We start from the raw sequence: 14,552 nt of genomic DNA, 5'->3' as shown, positions 1-14,552 counted from the left end.
TCTGGCAGGGGCGCGAACTCGACCTCGCTCGCGCCTTCTCAACGGGCTTGACCGAAGTAAGAATTTTCTTCAATCTTGGTATGCCAAATGCCAGTGGCGGTCCTTCGGGGATTTGGACGTCGCGGTGTCCGCAGCCCGCGATCGCACAACATCGACACAACGAGAAAACGGGGAGGGAAGTCGAATGGCCAATCTTGGCATGTCGCGCAGGGAGTTGCTGGTCGGGTCCATGCTCACGGCGGTCGCCGCGGCGGCGCCGCGAGCGCTCTGGGCCCTCGACAATACGGGCGCGCTGGCGCGATCGAAGACAGGCATGGTGACGAGCCCGCACGAGCTCGCCACGCAAGCGGGGCTCGAGGTGCTGCGCAAGGGCGGCAATGCGATCGAGGCGGTCATCGCCATCGGTGCCACGCTGTGCGTGACCTATCCGCATTTCAGCGGTCTCGGCGGCGACAGCTTCATGGTGATCAGTGACCGCAAGGGGAATGTGCGGACGCTGTCCGGCGCGGGTCAGGCCGCGCTCAACCTGCCGAACTACAGCGGCTCGGTCCCGATCCGGGGGCCGGGGTCGGCGCTGACCGCGGCCACGACCGTCGACGTCTGGGACCAGGCGTTCGATTTCAGCCGCAAATCGTGGGCCGGAAAGCAGAGCTGGGCGTCGCTGTTCGCGCGCCCGATCGAATACGCCAGCAAGGGCTTCCCGGTCACGCCGTCGCAGCGCTTCTGGCAGGACATGGAAGCGAAGAACCTGAAGGACTGGCCCGACATCCAGCGCATCTTCATGCCCGCCGGCCGGATGCCTGAAATCGGCGAGCCGCTGGTTCAGGCCGAACTCGCGAAATCGCTGGAGATGCTGGCGGCAAATGGCGGGCGTGATTTCTACGAAGGAAAGCTCGCCGCGCGCATTGCGGCCGGACTGAAGCAGATCGGCTCGCCGCTGACCGCCGACGATCTGGCGCGCTGCCGCGCGCGCGACGAGACGCCGTTGCGCGTCGGCTATCGCGGCGGCGAACTGCTCGGGCTGCGTCCGCCGACGCAAGGTCTCACGACGCTCGAGATCATGGGCATTCTCGACCGCTTCGAGCTTGCGAAATATCCGGAAGGGAGCGCGGACTACTATCACCTGCTGGTCGAAGCGGTGAAGCAGGCCTTCATCGACCGCGGCCGCTACATCGGCGATCCGGAATTCGTCGACGTTCCGGTCAATCAGCTGCTCTCGGCGAGCTACCTCGACGCGCGCGCGAAGGCGATCAGCCTCGAGAAGGCGATGCCGTGGCCGCACGTGTTCAAGAAGGGCGACACGGTTTATCTCGCCGCGACCGACCGGGACGGCAATTGCGTCAGCATGCTGCAAACCGTCTACTACGATTGGGGAAGCGGCATGGTGGCCGGCGACACCGGCATCATCTGGCACAACCGCGGTGCGTCGTTCAACCTCGACCCGGCCAGCCCCAACTGCCTCAAGCCGGGCAAGCGGCCGTTCCACACGCTCAATCCGGGAATCTTTCTCAAGAGCGGACGGCCGCATCTGCTGTACGGCACGCAGGGAGCCGACGGCCAGCCGCAGACGCTCGCGGCGGTGCTGACCAGGCTGATCGACTACAACATGGATCCGCTCACCGCGCTGTCGCGACCGCGCTTCCTGCTCGGCAAGACGTTCTCCGATGCGCGCGACAGCCTGAAGCTGGAGAAGGATGCCGGTGAAGAGGTCTTCAAGGCGCTCGCCGGGCGAGGCCACGAAATCAGTCCGATACCGGCCCAGAGCCCGCTCGCGGGACATCCGGGTGCGATCCGGATCGACGCCGACGGAAGCATCACCGGGGCGCATGATCCGCGCAGCGACGGGCGGGCCCTCGGGCTGTCATGAGACGAAGCGCGGCAGATTGACGGAGCCGCCCGGCGGCTGCCGGGCGCTCCGGCAGCCATGTGCGAAGCATGGTCCGCCACCCGGTGCGGGAGGCGGACGACGCCTTCGGCGATTGTCGCTCGCCGTGGCCGACTAAAGTTCAAGCCTCGATGTTCACTTCCGGTGGAACTTTCCGGGGCGCGTTATCGTTCGTACTCAAACGAACTACCGTCAATATCCGTCCGGGGGCCTGCGAGGGAGACACCCCCATGGCAACATTTGGCCCAACGCTTCGTCCAACCCCCGGCCTCGACGCCAACCAGCTCACACCATCCGAGCACCAGCTCCAGATGCGCCGTGCGGTGATCGCCTCCACCGTCGGGACCGCGATCGAGTGGTATGACTTCTTCCTCTACAGCACCGTCACCGGCCTGGTTTTCGCAAAACTGTTCTTTCCGCATTCCGATCCCTGGGTCGGCACGCTCGAGGCCTTCGCCATCTATGCGGTCGGCTTCGTCGCGCGGCCGATCGGGGCTGCGATCTTCGGGCACTATGGCGACCGAATCGGCCGCAAGTCGACGCTGATCGCGACGCTGCTGTTGATGGGCCTGGCGACCGCGGCGGTCGCATTGGTGCCGACCTATTCCAGCATCGGCATCTGGGGCGCGGTGATCCTGACCGTGCTGCGCTTCATCCAGGGCGTCGGCGTCGGCGGCGAATGGGGCGGCTCGGTGCTGATGTCGATGGAATGGGCGCGCAACGATCGCTCGCGCGGCCTGATCGCGTCGTGGCCGCAATTCGGCGTGCCCTGCGGGCTGTTCCTCGCCAATCTTGCCGTGCTGGCTTTCAGCCAGATGTCGGGCGACCAGTTCCTGGCGTGGGGCTGGCGCATTCCGTTCGCGCTCAGCATCGTCCTGGTCGGCGTCGGCCTCTACATCCGACTCGGCATTCTGGAAACGCCTGTCTTCACCAGGCTGCTGGCCGAGCGTCAGCTCGACCGCACGCCGATGCTGACGGTGATCCGCGATCATCCGAAGGAGATCCTGCTGTCCGCCTTCGCGCGGATGTCCGAGCAGGCGCCGTTCTACATCTTCACCGCCTTCGTGTTCTCCTACGGCGTCGGAACGCTGCACGTCTCGCGCGACTTCCTGCTGACCGCGGTGCTCGCGGCCTCGGTGCTGTCGTTCGTCTCGATCCCGCTGTGCGGGCACATCTCCGATCAGATCGGCCGCAAGAACATGTACATGATCGGCGCTGCCGTGACCGGCGTGTTCGGCTTCATCTATTTCGCGATGCTTAACACCGGATCGGAAACGATCATCTTCCTCGCGATCTTCCTGTCGCTGATTCCGCACGACATGCAGTACGGCCCGCAGGCGGCCCTGATCGCAGAGAGCTTTACTGGTCGCCTGCGCTACAGCGGCGCCTCGCTCGGCTATCAGCTTGCTTCCGTGATCGCCGGCGGTCCGGCACCGCTGATCGCGACCTGGCTGTTCGGCACGTTCCATTCGGCGACCGCGATCGCGGCCTATATCGCGGCTTGCGCAATCATCACGCTGGTCGCGACCGCGATGATGACCGACTACACGGGCAGGGACATCAATGCGCCCGAGGCGCATCAGCAGCGGGTTTGAGCAGCAAGGGAGCAATCGATGATGAAGTGGCGAAAAGAATCCGCGCTCGATCTCTATAACCTCGTCGCAGCGATTTTCCTGCTCGCTGCGCCGTGGCTGTTCGTGCGGGCCAATCCGACCGCGGCGGTCGATCTCAGGATCAGCGGTGCGGCGATCGCGATCATGTCGCTGGCGGCGATCGTTGCGTTCTCGATCTGGGAAGAATGGATCAACCTGGTCGTCGGCTGCTGGCTGATCGTCTCGCCCTGGCTGCTCGGCTTCGCGCATACCCGCGCGATGCATTTTGCCATCGCCGCCGGCGCGGTGGTGGCCTTCATGGCGCTGCTCGAGCTGTGGCTCGAGTACGAGAAGACGCATTTCGGCCCGGCGGCGCCGCAGGCCGCCGAACGGCAGTAAGATCCGCCGCCGGCGAAACTGAGGTGTGGCTCTTTGTCTTTGAGCATGGTCCTCGGAAGACCGCTTCGCACTTTTCCGGATCATGCTCTAGCAGCCGCGGCAAATGCCCTTGATCTTGCGGTCGACGATCGCGTCCTCCTGATCGATGACCTGCTGCGATGTCGATGTCGTGGCCGGAATATCGGCGGCGCGCGGCTGGCGATGGCCGACCGGCGCCGACCACGGCCTGCTCGCGGTTTCGTTTGACGCGTAGGCGCGGGGCTGCCGGACCGCCGCCTGTGCGAAGCAAGCGGTCGCCATTGCCGCGGACATAATCGCAGCCAAGCCAAGCCGTACGCCGGGTCGTCGAAGATCGATCATGAAAATCTCCATGCCGTCATCGCCGCGTTTGCGCGCGGCCTTGATGACATGGAGTGCTCCGGTCGCTCCGGTATTCCCCGCTCCATCTGATGTGATCGGGCGCTCGCGGCGCGGTGATCGCGCGTGATGAAATAATTTCCGGGCGCGCGCGGTCCTGATCACAGGAGCCGAGCTAGGTCGGCTTCATCCACCGTACGGAGAAATCCCATGACCAAATTGACCCTCGCAGCGCTTGCGCTGGTTGCGGCAGCCGCCTGTTCGACGCAGGCGTCCGCCGCCGGCAACAACGCTGCGGTGCGGCGCGCCAATGCTTCGATGACGACAACGACGGTCAGCAGCAAGACCACCGATTGCGTGCGCGCGCCGAAGGTTGGATCGTTCGCGACCGCCCCCTTCACCGAGCCGCCCTGCATGCCCGGCACTATGCGCTGACCGCGCACAGCAAAAAGTCCCGGACCTGAAGTCCGGGGCTTTGGGCCTGGCCTCGTTCCTGAGGCGGTTATTCCGGCTTGCCGATCGTCACCGCGAGCTTGCCGACGCCGTCGACGCCGCATTCGAGCTTGTCGCCCACCTGCAGTTGCGAGACGCCGGCGGGCGTGCCGGTCATGATGATGTCGCCGGCGGCGAGCTTCACCTGCTGCGAGAGCTGCCAGATGATTTCAGGCACGTTCCAGATCAGCTCGGTGAGGTCGCCCTTCTGCGCTTCCTTGCCGTTGACGGTGAGCCAGATCTTGCCCGCGGTCGGGTGGCCGATCTTCGCGGCCGGCTGGATTGCGGAGCAGGGCGCGGAATAGTCGAACGATTTGCCGATCTCCCAGGGCCGCTCCTTCTTGCGCGAGGCGATCTGCAGGTCGCGGCGGGTCAGGTCGATGCCGACGGCATAGCCGTAGACATGCTCGAGCGCCTTGTCGGCGGGAATGTTCAGCCCGCCGCTCTTCATCGCCACCACCAACTCGACCTCGTGATGCAGGTCCTTGGTCAGCGGCGGATAGGGGATGGTCGCGCCATCGGGCACCAGCATGTCGGCATGCTTGCCGAAGAAGAACGGCGGCGCGCGCTCGTCATTGCCCATCTCCCTGATATGCTCGAGATAGTTACGGCCAACGCACCAGATGCGGCGGACCGGATAGGTGCCGGATTCGCCGACGACGGGAAGCGAGGGCTGCGGGGGAAGCGGAATGACGGTGGATGCGGCGTTCATGAACGGGTCCCGGAGGGTTGAAGGAGGGAGCGCGGGCGGTATTTACGCGCTTACGCCGCTCAGGGCTAGTGGCCGCGGCTGCATCCGGCGCAGAGGTGAGGCCAGCTTCCCGCCGAGCGCGGCCGCCTTTGGTCGACAAAGGCGGTGGTGCCCATGAGGAAATGGCTTTCGATCGGCCTGGTGCTGATCGTTGTGGTCCTGATCGCGGCCGCCGTCCGGGTTTTCATGGTCGTCCCGGAGCGGATCGACCGGGCGCAGAACAGAGTCCAGCGCGTGGCGCTGGATATCACGCCCGCCGCAACGGCCTTGCAGGCGACGCTCGACGTGGCGGACATGCATGCGGACAGCCTGTTGTGGAAGCGTGACCTGATCGCGCGATCCGATCGCGGCCATATCGATCTGCCGCGCCTGATCGAGGGACACTACGCGCTGCAGGTGTTCTCGTCGGTCACCAAGTCGCCCAAGGGCCAGAACTATGATGCCAACGGCGCCGACACCGACACCATCACGAATCTGGCCATCATCGATCTGCAGCCGCCGCGGACGTGGTTCTCGTTGCTGCAGCGCTCTCTGTGGCATGCCGAGAAATTGCACAGCTTCGCCGAGCAGTCCGCCGGGCGGCTGCGCCTGATCGCGACGCCGGCCGACCTCGATCGCCTGCTCGCCGACCGCAAGAGCGGCGCGACGGTGGTTGGCGGCATGCTCTCGATCGAGGGTTTGCAGGACATCGAGGGCAATATCGGCAATCTCGACGTGCTCTACGCCGCCGGATTCAGAATGGCCGGTCTCGCGCACTTCTTCGACAACGACGTCGCGGGCTCGATGCATGGCGTCGCGAAGAGCGGCCTGACGCCGCTCGGCCGGCAGGTGGTGCTGCGGATGGAGGCGATGGGCATGATCGTCGACCTCGCGCATGCGAGCCACGCGGCGGTCGCCGAGGTGCTGGCGATGGCGACGCGCCCCGTGGTCTCAAGCCATGGCGGCGTTCAGGCGACCTGCAAGGTCAACCGCAACCTCACCGATGACGAAGTCCGGGGTGTCGCGCGGACCGGCGGCGTGGTCGGCATCGGTTTCTGGCAGGGCGCGGTCTCCTCGCTCGATCCGAACAATGTGGCGCGGGCGATTGCCCATGTCCGCGACCTGGTCGGGATCGACCATGTCGGCCTCGGCTCGGATTTCGACGGCTCGACCACCACGGGCTTCGATGCCGGCGAGATCGTCGCCGTGACCCAGGCGCTGATGTCGCGCGGGTTCTCGGAGGACGACATCCGCAAGGTCATGGGCGGCAACGTACTGCGCGTGCTCCGCGCAGGCATTGCCCCGAAGGGATGAGAGGCGGGCCCTAGCCGGTGGCGCTGATCGGTGCCAGCGCGAGCGGTGACGGGTCGTGGTGGTGCTGCAGGCGGAAGAACGAGGCGTAGCGGCCGCCGCGGCGCAGCAACTCCTCGTGCCGTCCGCGCTCGACGATCTCGCCACCCTCGACCACCAGGATCGCATCGGCATGCATGATGGTGTGCAGGCGGTGCGCGATCACGATCGTGGTGCGGCCCTGGCAGAGATGCTCGATCGCTTCCTGCACCTGCTTCTCGGACTCCGAGTCGAGCGCGGCAGTGGCCTCGTCGAGCAGGATGATCGGCGCGTTCTTGATCAGCGCGCGGGCGACCGCGATGCGCTGGCGCTGCCCGCCGGACAGTTGGGTGCCGTGCTCGCCGACCGGCGTGTCATAGCCGAGCGGGAAGCTCATGATGAAGTCGTGCGCGCAGGCGGCTTTGGCGGCGTCGACGATCTCCTGCTCGGTGGCGCCCTGCTTGCCGAAGGCGATGTTGGCACGGATGGTATCGCGGAACAGATAGACGTCCTGCCCGACATAGGCGGTCTGCTGCCGCAGCGACTTGCGCGACACCGACGAGATCGGCTGTCCGTCGATCAGGATGTCGCCCTCGCGCGTCTCGTAGAAGCGCAGCAGCAAGGCCAGCACGGTCGATTTGCCGCCGCCGGAGGGGCCGACCAGCGCGGTCACCTTGCCGGGCTCGGCGACGAAGCTCATGCGGTTCAGTACCGGCTCGCCCGGCCGATAGGCGAAGCTGACGTCGCGCAGCTCGATCCGCGCGTCGGAGAGTTTCAGCGCCGGCTTGTCGTCATCGATCTGTTCGCTCGCCGGGCTGTCGACCACCTCGAGCAGCATCCGCGCGCCGACCAGCTGGCTGTTGAGGTCGATGTTGAGCCGCGCCAGCCGCTTGGCCGGCTCGGTCGCCATCAGGAAGGCGGTCAGGAACGTGAAGAACTGGCCCGGTGTGGAGCCGAGCGCCACCACGCTGTAGCCGCCATACATCAGGCAGCCGGCGACCGCGAAGCCGCCGAGCATCTCCATCAGCGGATTGGAACGGTTGGCGACGCGCGCCATCTTGTTGGCATTGCTCTCGACGGTTGCGATGTGCTCGTCGATCCGTTGCTGCATGGTGCCTTCCAGCGTGAACGCCTTCACGGTGCGGATGCCCTGCAGCGATTCCTGCATCGTCTCCATGATGTCGGCGGTGCCGGTGAACTGGTTGTAGGCGAGCCCCTTGATCCGCTTCACCAGCCTGCGCAGCATCAGCATCGCCGGCGGCACCGCCACGAGCCCGATGAACGACATCAGCGGGTCCTGCCAGACCATGACGGCGACCATGCTGATGAGCATCAGGAAGTCGCGGCCGATCGCATTGACCAGCATGTTGAGTACGTCGGTGATCGACTTGGCGCCGGCGGTCAGCCGCGCCAGGAATTCCGACGAGTGCCGCTGCGAGAAAAAGCCGATGCTCTCGCTCATCAGCTTGGCGAAGAGTTGCCGCTGGTTGCTGGCGAGGATGGCGTTGGAGATCTTGTTCAGGATCACCATGTGGCCGTAGGTCGCCACGCCCTTGATGAACAGCAGCACCACCGTGATCCCGGCGAACATCGCGATGCCGGGGATGTTCTTGTCGACATAGGCCTGGTTGATCACCTGGCCGAGCACGTAGGTGGCGCCGGCCGTCGAGCCGGCCGCAACGGCCATCAGGGCGAACGCCGTCAGATAGCGCCGCCAATAGGTAATCCCTTGTTCCATGACCAGGCGGCGAATCAGGATCGCCGCGCCATAGGGATCGTCGGTAATTTTCTTTGGAAACTGGGCCATCCGCGTTCCATTGACGGCGGGCAGCGCCGGCCGTCAGGGTTGCGGGACCTCCTTGCCCGCTTGGCGGGGCTTTTTCAAGCACAATAACTGCTTGATAACGGTTTGTTTTTTAGGCCGATTCCGCCTGTCGCGCGGAGCCCGCGCGCTCCCGGAACAGCTTCTCCTCCCAGGCCAGTGCGTGGCTCGCGATGGTCTCGAGATCGTCGAAGCGCGGCGTCCAGTCGAGCAGCGAGCGGATCCTTGTCGTGTCGGCCACCATGGTCATGATGTCGCCGGGCCGGCGCGCGGCGTAGGCGACCGCGAAGTTGCGCATCGAGACCCGGCGCACCGCCTCGATGGTTTCGAGCACGGAATAGCCGCGGCCATAACCGCAATTCAGCGTCACCGATTGCCCGCCGGCGCGCAGATAGGACAGCGCCGCGCGATGCGCCTCGACGAGGTCGCTGACATGGATGAAGTCCCTGATGCAGCTGCCGTCCTGGGTCGGATAGTCGGTGCCGAACACGTCGATCTTGGCGCGCTGGCCGGTTGCGGCCTCGACCGCGATCTTGAGCAGATGGGTGGCGCCGGTGGTGGCAAGGCCGACGCGGCCCTTCGGGTCGGCGCCGGCGACGTTGAAGTAGCGCAGCACGACGTAGCTCATGCCATGAGCGGATGCGACGTCGTGCAGCATGATCTCGGTCATCAGCTTCGACGAGCCGTAGGGCGACAGCGGACGGGTCGGTGCGATCTCCGGCACCGGCACCCGGTCCGGGTTGCCGTAGACGGCCGCGGTCGAGGAGAAGATGAAGCGGCTGACGCCGCCCTTCACCGCCGCGTTGAGCAGGCTGCCCGTCGTCATGGTGTTGTTGCGGTAGTAGCCGAGCGGATCGCGCATCGAGTCCGGTACCACGACGGAGCCCGCGAAATGGATGATGCTGTCGATGCCGTGCTGGGCGATCACGCCTTCGACGAGGTTCTCGTCGCCGGCGTCGCCAATGAACAGCGGCACGCCTTCGGGCAGGAACGCGGAGAAGCCGGTGGAAAGGTTGTCGATCACGACGACGCTCTCGCCGGCATCGACCAGCGCATGAACCATGTGACTTCCGATATAGCCGGCACCGCCGGTCACGAGCACGGTCATGGATAGAGCTCTCCCGATATTCTTTAACTGACGATGCTAGCGGGAGTGCGGTGAAGAGGGGGTTTCGCCGCGGCCGAACTGGCCACTATGCTTAATGTTGCGTATAGGAACTGGCACGAAACGGAGACTTGCGTGCCGATCGAGAACACACCTGCCGGCGAGCTCGAGCTCATCGTGCCCAATCTGCACCGACGCTATTCGGGTGTCACCGCGACCAACCGCATGGTCGCGCCGAAGCTCGCCAAAATGTTTCGCGCAGGCTGGCTCGGCTCGCATCGGCCCGACGGCATCGACGCGATCGGAATTGCCGATCTCCTGTACCTGTGGCGGCGCGCGCGGCCCGTGATCTGGCATGCGCGGCGCAACGACGAGATGATTGCCGGGCTCGTGCTGCGCGCGCTTGGCTGGCCGCTGAAACTGATCTTCACCTCTGCCGCGCAGCGCCATCACACCTGGCTGACGCGCTGGCTGATCCGCAACATGGATGCGATCATCGCGACCAGCCCGCTGTCGGCCTCCTATCTGAAGCGCGACGCGACGGTGGTGATGCACGGCGTCGACACCGATCGTTATGCGCCGCCCGCCGATCGCGCGGCAGCCTTCGCCGAGAGCGGACTGCCGGGGCGCTATGCGATCGGCTGCTTCGGGCGGGTGCGCGCGCAGAAGGGCAGCGACGTCTTTGTCGAGGCGATGTGCAGGCTGCTGCCGCGCTATCCCGATTTCACCGCCGTCATCGTCGGCGCCGTGGTGCCGGAGCAGTTGGCCTTTGCCAATGAGCTGAAGCGGAAGATCGAGGCAGCCGGCCTGCAATCGCGCATCATCATCACAGGCGAACTGCCGATCGAGGATGTCGTGCGCTGGTACCAGCGGCTGACGATCTACGCCTTCACCTCGCGCAATGAAGGTTTCGGCCTGACCCTGATCGAGGCGATGTCGGCGGGCGCGGCGCTGGTGGCGGCGCGCGCGGGCGCGGCCGAGTTCGTGGTCGAGGACGGCGTCACCGGCGTGCTGACGTCGCCCGGCGACGCCGACGCGCTTGTGGCCGCGCTGGAGCCGATGATGCGCGATCCGGCAGCGGCCGCGGCGATGGGGGCGCGGGCGCGCCAACGAGTTGTGGATAAGTTCAGCCTCGATGCCGAGGCGAACGCGATCGCCAAGGCCTATCGCGCGCTGACCTGAGCCAGCACCCGCTGCGCAATCTCCACGACCTCTTCGGGCGCGATGTCGCGCATGCAGCGATGGTCGTTCATGGTGCAGACCGTGCGCTGGCACGGCTGGCACGACAACTTGCTTTTGGTCTGCAGCACCGTCGCGGCGAGGCCGTTGAGGGGCGCCCAAAGATAAGGATCGGTCGGGCCGAAGATGCCCATGGTCGGCGTGCCGATTGCGGCGGCGATGTGCATCAGCCCGGAGTCGTTGGTCACAGCGACGCTGGCCGCGGCCATCGCAAGGATGCCGTTGCGCAGATCGGTGCCGGTGAGGTCGCGGACCCGCGCGCCGCCGGCTGCCGTGATCTCCTGCGCCAGCGCCTTCTCGCCGGGGCCGCCGACCACCCAGACGTCGAAGCCATGTTCCGCGAACAGCTGCGCCGCTTGCGGATAATAGGTCCAGCGTTTCGAGGCGCCGACCGAGCCGGGGCCGAGTGCGATGGCGGGACCGCGGCCGAGGCCGTTGGCCTGCCGCCAGCGTTCGATGTCGTCCGCGGGAACCCGGAGCTGCGGCGCCGGCCATTCCGGCGGGCGGGCGGCGCCGTCAGGCAGCGCCAGGATCGCGTTCTTGTCGATGAAGCGCGGCTGCCGCTTTTCGCCCCATCGCATCGCGTTGATGAGGCCGAACCGCACCTCGCCAAAGAAGCCGACCCGTTCCGGGATGCCCGCCAGCGCCGGCGCGAGGGCGGCCTTCCAGGTCCGCGGCAGCACCAGCGCGGTGGCGTAGTTCCGGCTGCGAAGCTCGGCCGCGAGCGCCTGCTGCTGGGCCAGCGCCAGCCGGCTGCGCGGCAGGTCGAACACGATCCCGGCACGAACATCGGGCATATAATCGACCAAAGGGGCGCAAAGCCGGGATGTCAGAAGGTCGATCGGCCGGTTCGGCCAGCGCTTGCGGAGCACCCTGACCACGGTGTGCCCGCGCACGAAATCGCCGATCCAAACATAGGGCACGACGAGGATAGGTCTGGTATCCTCGGTGTCCTGTGTTTCGATATCAGATATTGAATCAATATTCATTTCTAAGTAGGCCAGGGCCGATCGGGCGCGGCCAAGTCGGTAACCGGTTCGCGATGAGAGGTAAAGCCGTCGTTGCCTGCGACGCGGGAGTGGGGCAAAGCTGACGGCTGCAAAGGAATCTGGCGGGATTTCATCATGTTTCTGGTAACCGGGGGCGCCGGTTTTATCGGATCGAACGTCGTGGCCGCGTTGAACGACGCCGGGCACAGCGACGTCGCGGTCTGTGACGTGCTTGGACAGGACGGCAAGTGGCGGAACCTGGCCAAGCGCCAGCTTGCCGATGTCGTTCCGCCGGCCGAACTCGGCGACTGGCTGAAAGGGCGGCGGCTCACCGCCGTGATCCATCTCGGCGCCATCTCCGAGACCACGGCAACCGACGGCGATCTGGTGATCGAGACCAATTTCCGCCTCTCGATGCGGCTGCTCGACTGGTGCACGGCGAATGCCACGCCGTTCATCTATGCCTCCTCGGCCGCGACCTATGGCGACGGCGAACGGGGGTTCGACGACGACGCGTCGGTCGAGGCGCTGAAGCGCCTGCGGCCGATGAACCTGTACGGCTGGAGCAAGAACCTGTTCGATCTTGCGGTCGCCGAGCGGGTGGCGAAGGGCGAGCGTCTGCCGCCGCAATGGGCCGGGCTGAAATTCTTCAACGTGTTCGGCCCCAATGAATATCACAAGGGCCCGATGATGAGCGTGCTGGCGCGCCGCTTCGACGACATCAAGGCGGGCCGTGTCGTGCAGCTGTTCAAGTCGCATCGCGAGGGCATCGCCGACGGCGATCAGCGCCGCGACTTCATCTATGTCGACGACGTCGTGCGGGTGATGATGTGGCTGATCGCGACGCCGCGGGTCTCCGGGCTGTTCAATGTCGGTACCGGCAAGGCGCGCAGCTTCAGGGACCTGATCGTCTCGGCCTATGGCGCGCTCGGGCTCGAGCCGAACATCCAGTATGTCGACATGCCCGAGCAGATTCGCGGCAGCTACCAGTACTTCACCCAGAGCGCCGTCGATCGTCTCGGGCGCGCCGGATACAATGGCGGTTTCACCCGCCTGGAAGACGCAGTCGGGGCCTATGTGACGGGCTTTCTCGATCGCGCGGATCGCTATCGCTAGTGCGGATGACGGTGACTGATGTTCGATTTTGAAGCGATCTCGCGTGCAATGTCCGGCCAGACCGTGCTCTGCGTCGGCGACCTCATGCTCGACGAGTTCGTCTATGGCGAGGTGTCGCGAATCTCGCCGGAGGCGCCGGCGCCGGTGATCGCGGTCAGGCGCAGCGAGACCAATATCGGCGGCGCCGGCAACGTCGCGCGCAACATCGCCGCGCTTGGCGGGCGCTGCATCTTCGTCGGCCTGATCGGCGAGGATGCCGCCGGCGCGGTGCTGGCCGAGGCGCTGGCGAAGGAGGCCGCTATCGAGGCCGTGCTGGTGCGCGACGCCGCGCGTCCGACCACGCGCAAGGTGCGCTTCGTCTCCGAGCAATTCTCGACCCACATGCTGCGCTCCGACTGGGAGCTCGCCGCGCCGGCCGCGTCGGCCATCGAGCAGCAGCTGATCGATGCGATCCTGCCGCGTCTTGCGCGGGCCGACATCGTGCTGCTGTCGGACTACGCCAAGGGCGTGCTCACCGCGCGCGTGATCCGCAATGTGATCGACGCGGCGCGCCAGGCGCAAAAGCGCGTCATCGTCGACCCCAAGAGCGCCAATCTCGCGATCTATCGCGGCGCGACCGTGCTGACGCCGAACCGCAAGGAATTCGCCGAAGCGACCCGCAGCCGCGCTGACAGCCACGACAGCATCGCGCAGGCCGCGCCCGATGCGATGTATCTCGCGGATTGCGAGGCGATGCTGGTGACGCAGGGCGAGCGCGGCATGACGCTGGTGACGCGCGGCGGCGAGTCGATCCACGTGCCGGCGCTGCCGGTCAAGGTGCGCGATGTCTCCGGCGCGGGCGATACCGTTGCCGCGGCGCTGGCGCTGGCGCTGGCGGGCGGCGCCGATTGGGAAGGCGCGCTGCGGATCGCGAGCGCGGCGGCGGCGGTTGCGGTCGGCAAGACCGGCACCGCGATCGTCAAATCCGCCGAATTGCGCCGAAGGATCCTGCCGCACGCTTCGCTGGCGGCCGAGGAGAAGATCGTCCCGGCCGGCGGCGACATCGATGCACATCTCGAGGAGTGGCGCCGGCAGGATCTGCGCATCGGCTTCACCAATGGCTGCTTCGACATTCTGCATCCCGGCCACGTCAAGGTGCTGACCGCCGCGCGCGGCGCCTGTGACCGCCTGGTCGTCGGGCTGAACAGCGACGCCTCGGTGAAGCGGCTGAAGGGCGAGGGACGTCCGGTGCAGGACGAGCGCGCCCGCGCCGAGGTGCTGGCGGCGCTGGAAGCCGTCGACCTCGTCGCGATCTTCGAGGAGGACACGCCGATCAATCTGATCACGCAGGTGCGACCGAGCGTGCTGGTCAAGGGCGGCGACTATACCCGCGAGCAGGTGGTCGGCCACGAGATCGTCGAAGCCGCCGGCGGCGAGGTGGTGCTGGTCGAGATCCTGGCCGGCCACAGCACGACGTCGCTTGTTGCGCGGGCCCGTGAGGGCAAGGCGTGAGCGCAA

At 66.2% G+C, this 14,552-nt stretch carries 13 protein-coding genes; 8 read left to right on the top strand and 5 right to left on the bottom strand.

Features of this window, described 5'->3' with window-relative positions:
* Window positions 1–184: 184 nt before the first annotated feature.
* The 3 genes from ggt to ACVWYP_RS32975 all read left to right on the top strand — a co-directional run bounded on the left by ggt (window position 185) and on the right by ACVWYP_RS32975 (window position 3,876).
* Window positions 185–1,867, top strand: a complete 1,683-nt coding sequence (gene ggt / locus ACVWYP_RS32985; RefSeq protein ID WP_439711106.1) for a gamma-glutamyltransferase — start codon at window positions 185–187, stop codon at window positions 1,865–1,867.
* Between the two features lie 248 nt (window positions 1,868–2,115).
* The gene (locus tag ACVWYP_RS32980) at window positions 2,116–3,480 is read left to right on the top strand and encodes an MFS transporter (protein ID WP_304496198.1); all 1,365 of its coding nucleotides are present in this window, start codon (window positions 2,116–2,118) and stop codon (window positions 3,478–3,480) included.
* Window positions 3,481–3,498: 18 nt separating this feature from the next.
* The gene (locus ACVWYP_RS32975; protein WP_304496197.1) at window positions 3,499–3,876 is read left to right on the top strand and encodes an SPW repeat protein; all 378 of its coding nucleotides are present in this window, start codon (window positions 3,499–3,501) and stop codon (window positions 3,874–3,876) included.
* A gap of 87 nt (window positions 3,877–3,963) precedes the next feature.
* Here ACVWYP_RS32975 and ACVWYP_RS32970 read toward each other — a convergent pair whose 3' ends face one another.
* On the bottom strand, window positions 3,964–4,236 hold the full coding sequence (locus tag ACVWYP_RS32970) for a hypothetical protein (protein ID WP_304496196.1): 273 nt from the start codon (window positions 4,234–4,236) through the stop codon (window positions 3,964–3,966).
* Between the two features lie 207 nt (window positions 4,237–4,443).
* Between ACVWYP_RS32970 and ACVWYP_RS32965 the strand changes: the two genes are divergently transcribed.
* Complete coding sequence (locus ACVWYP_RS32965; RefSeq protein ID WP_028341608.1) at window positions 4,444–4,668, top strand: hypothetical protein; 225 nt, start codon at window positions 4,444–4,446, stop codon at window positions 4,666–4,668.
* A 67-nt stretch (window positions 4,669–4,735) separates the two neighbouring features.
* On the opposite strand, the gene ACVWYP_RS32960 is transcribed toward ACVWYP_RS32965, so the two are convergent.
* The gene (locus ACVWYP_RS32960; protein WP_028341609.1) at window positions 4,736–5,437 is read right to left on the bottom strand and encodes a fumarylacetoacetate hydrolase family protein; all 702 of its coding nucleotides are present in this window, start codon (window positions 5,435–5,437) and stop codon (window positions 4,736–4,738) included.
* A gap of 153 nt (window positions 5,438–5,590) precedes the next feature.
* On the opposite strand from ACVWYP_RS32960, the gene ACVWYP_RS32955 reads away from it, so the two are divergent.
* Complete coding sequence (locus ACVWYP_RS32955) at window positions 5,591–6,769, top strand: dipeptidase (RefSeq protein WP_304496195.1); 1,179 nt, start codon at window positions 5,591–5,593, stop codon at window positions 6,767–6,769.
* Between the two features lie 10 nt (window positions 6,770–6,779).
* Here the strand turns inward: ACVWYP_RS32955 and ACVWYP_RS32950 are convergent, their stop codons facing one another.
* Both ACVWYP_RS32950 and galE read right to left on the bottom strand, forming a co-directional pair.
* A complete protein-coding gene (locus tag ACVWYP_RS32950) occupies window positions 6,780–8,591 on the bottom strand; it encodes an ABC transporter ATP-binding protein (RefSeq protein ID WP_304496194.1) in 1,812 nt (603 codons plus the stop codon).
* Between the two features lie 109 nt (window positions 8,592–8,700).
* Complete coding sequence (gene galE, locus ACVWYP_RS32945; RefSeq protein WP_304496193.1) at window positions 8,701–9,714, bottom strand: UDP-glucose 4-epimerase GalE; 1,014 nt, start codon at window positions 9,712–9,714, stop codon at window positions 8,701–8,703.
* A gap of 138 nt (window positions 9,715–9,852) precedes the next feature.
* On the opposite strand from galE, the gene ACVWYP_RS32940 reads away from it, so the two are divergent.
* On the top strand, window positions 9,853–10,893 hold the full coding sequence (locus ACVWYP_RS32940) for a glycosyltransferase family 4 protein (protein ID WP_304500341.1): 1,041 nt from the start codon (window positions 9,853–9,855) through the stop codon (window positions 10,891–10,893).
* Here the strand turns inward: ACVWYP_RS32940 and waaF are convergent.
* The gene (gene waaF, locus ACVWYP_RS32935; protein WP_304496192.1) at window positions 10,875–11,939 is read right to left on the bottom strand and encodes a lipopolysaccharide heptosyltransferase II; all 1,065 of its coding nucleotides are present in this window, start codon (window positions 11,937–11,939) and stop codon (window positions 10,875–10,877) included. The two genes, ACVWYP_RS32940 and waaF, sit on opposite strands and share 19 nt — an antisense overlap.
* A 135-nt stretch (window positions 11,940–12,074) precedes the next feature.
* Between waaF and rfaD the strand changes: the two genes are divergently transcribed.
* A complete protein-coding gene (gene rfaD, locus ACVWYP_RS32930; protein WP_304496191.1) occupies window positions 12,075–13,055 on the top strand; it encodes an ADP-glyceromanno-heptose 6-epimerase in 981 nt (326 codons plus the stop codon).
* A gap of 18 nt (window positions 13,056–13,073) precedes the next feature.
* Window positions 13,074–14,546 (top strand): D-glycero-beta-D-manno-heptose-7-phosphate kinase, encoded by a 1,473-nt coding sequence (rfaE1, locus tag ACVWYP_RS32925; protein ID WP_304496190.1) that lies wholly within the window; start codon window positions 13,074–13,076, stop codon window positions 14,544–14,546.
* The last annotated feature ends 6 nt before the right edge of the window (window positions 14,547–14,552 follow it).

This window comes from Bradyrhizobium sp. USDA 3262, from assembly GCF_054060035.1.
The sequence above is the reverse complement of the archived record's forward strand: the minus strand, read 5'-3'. Positions and strand labels throughout refer to the sequence as shown.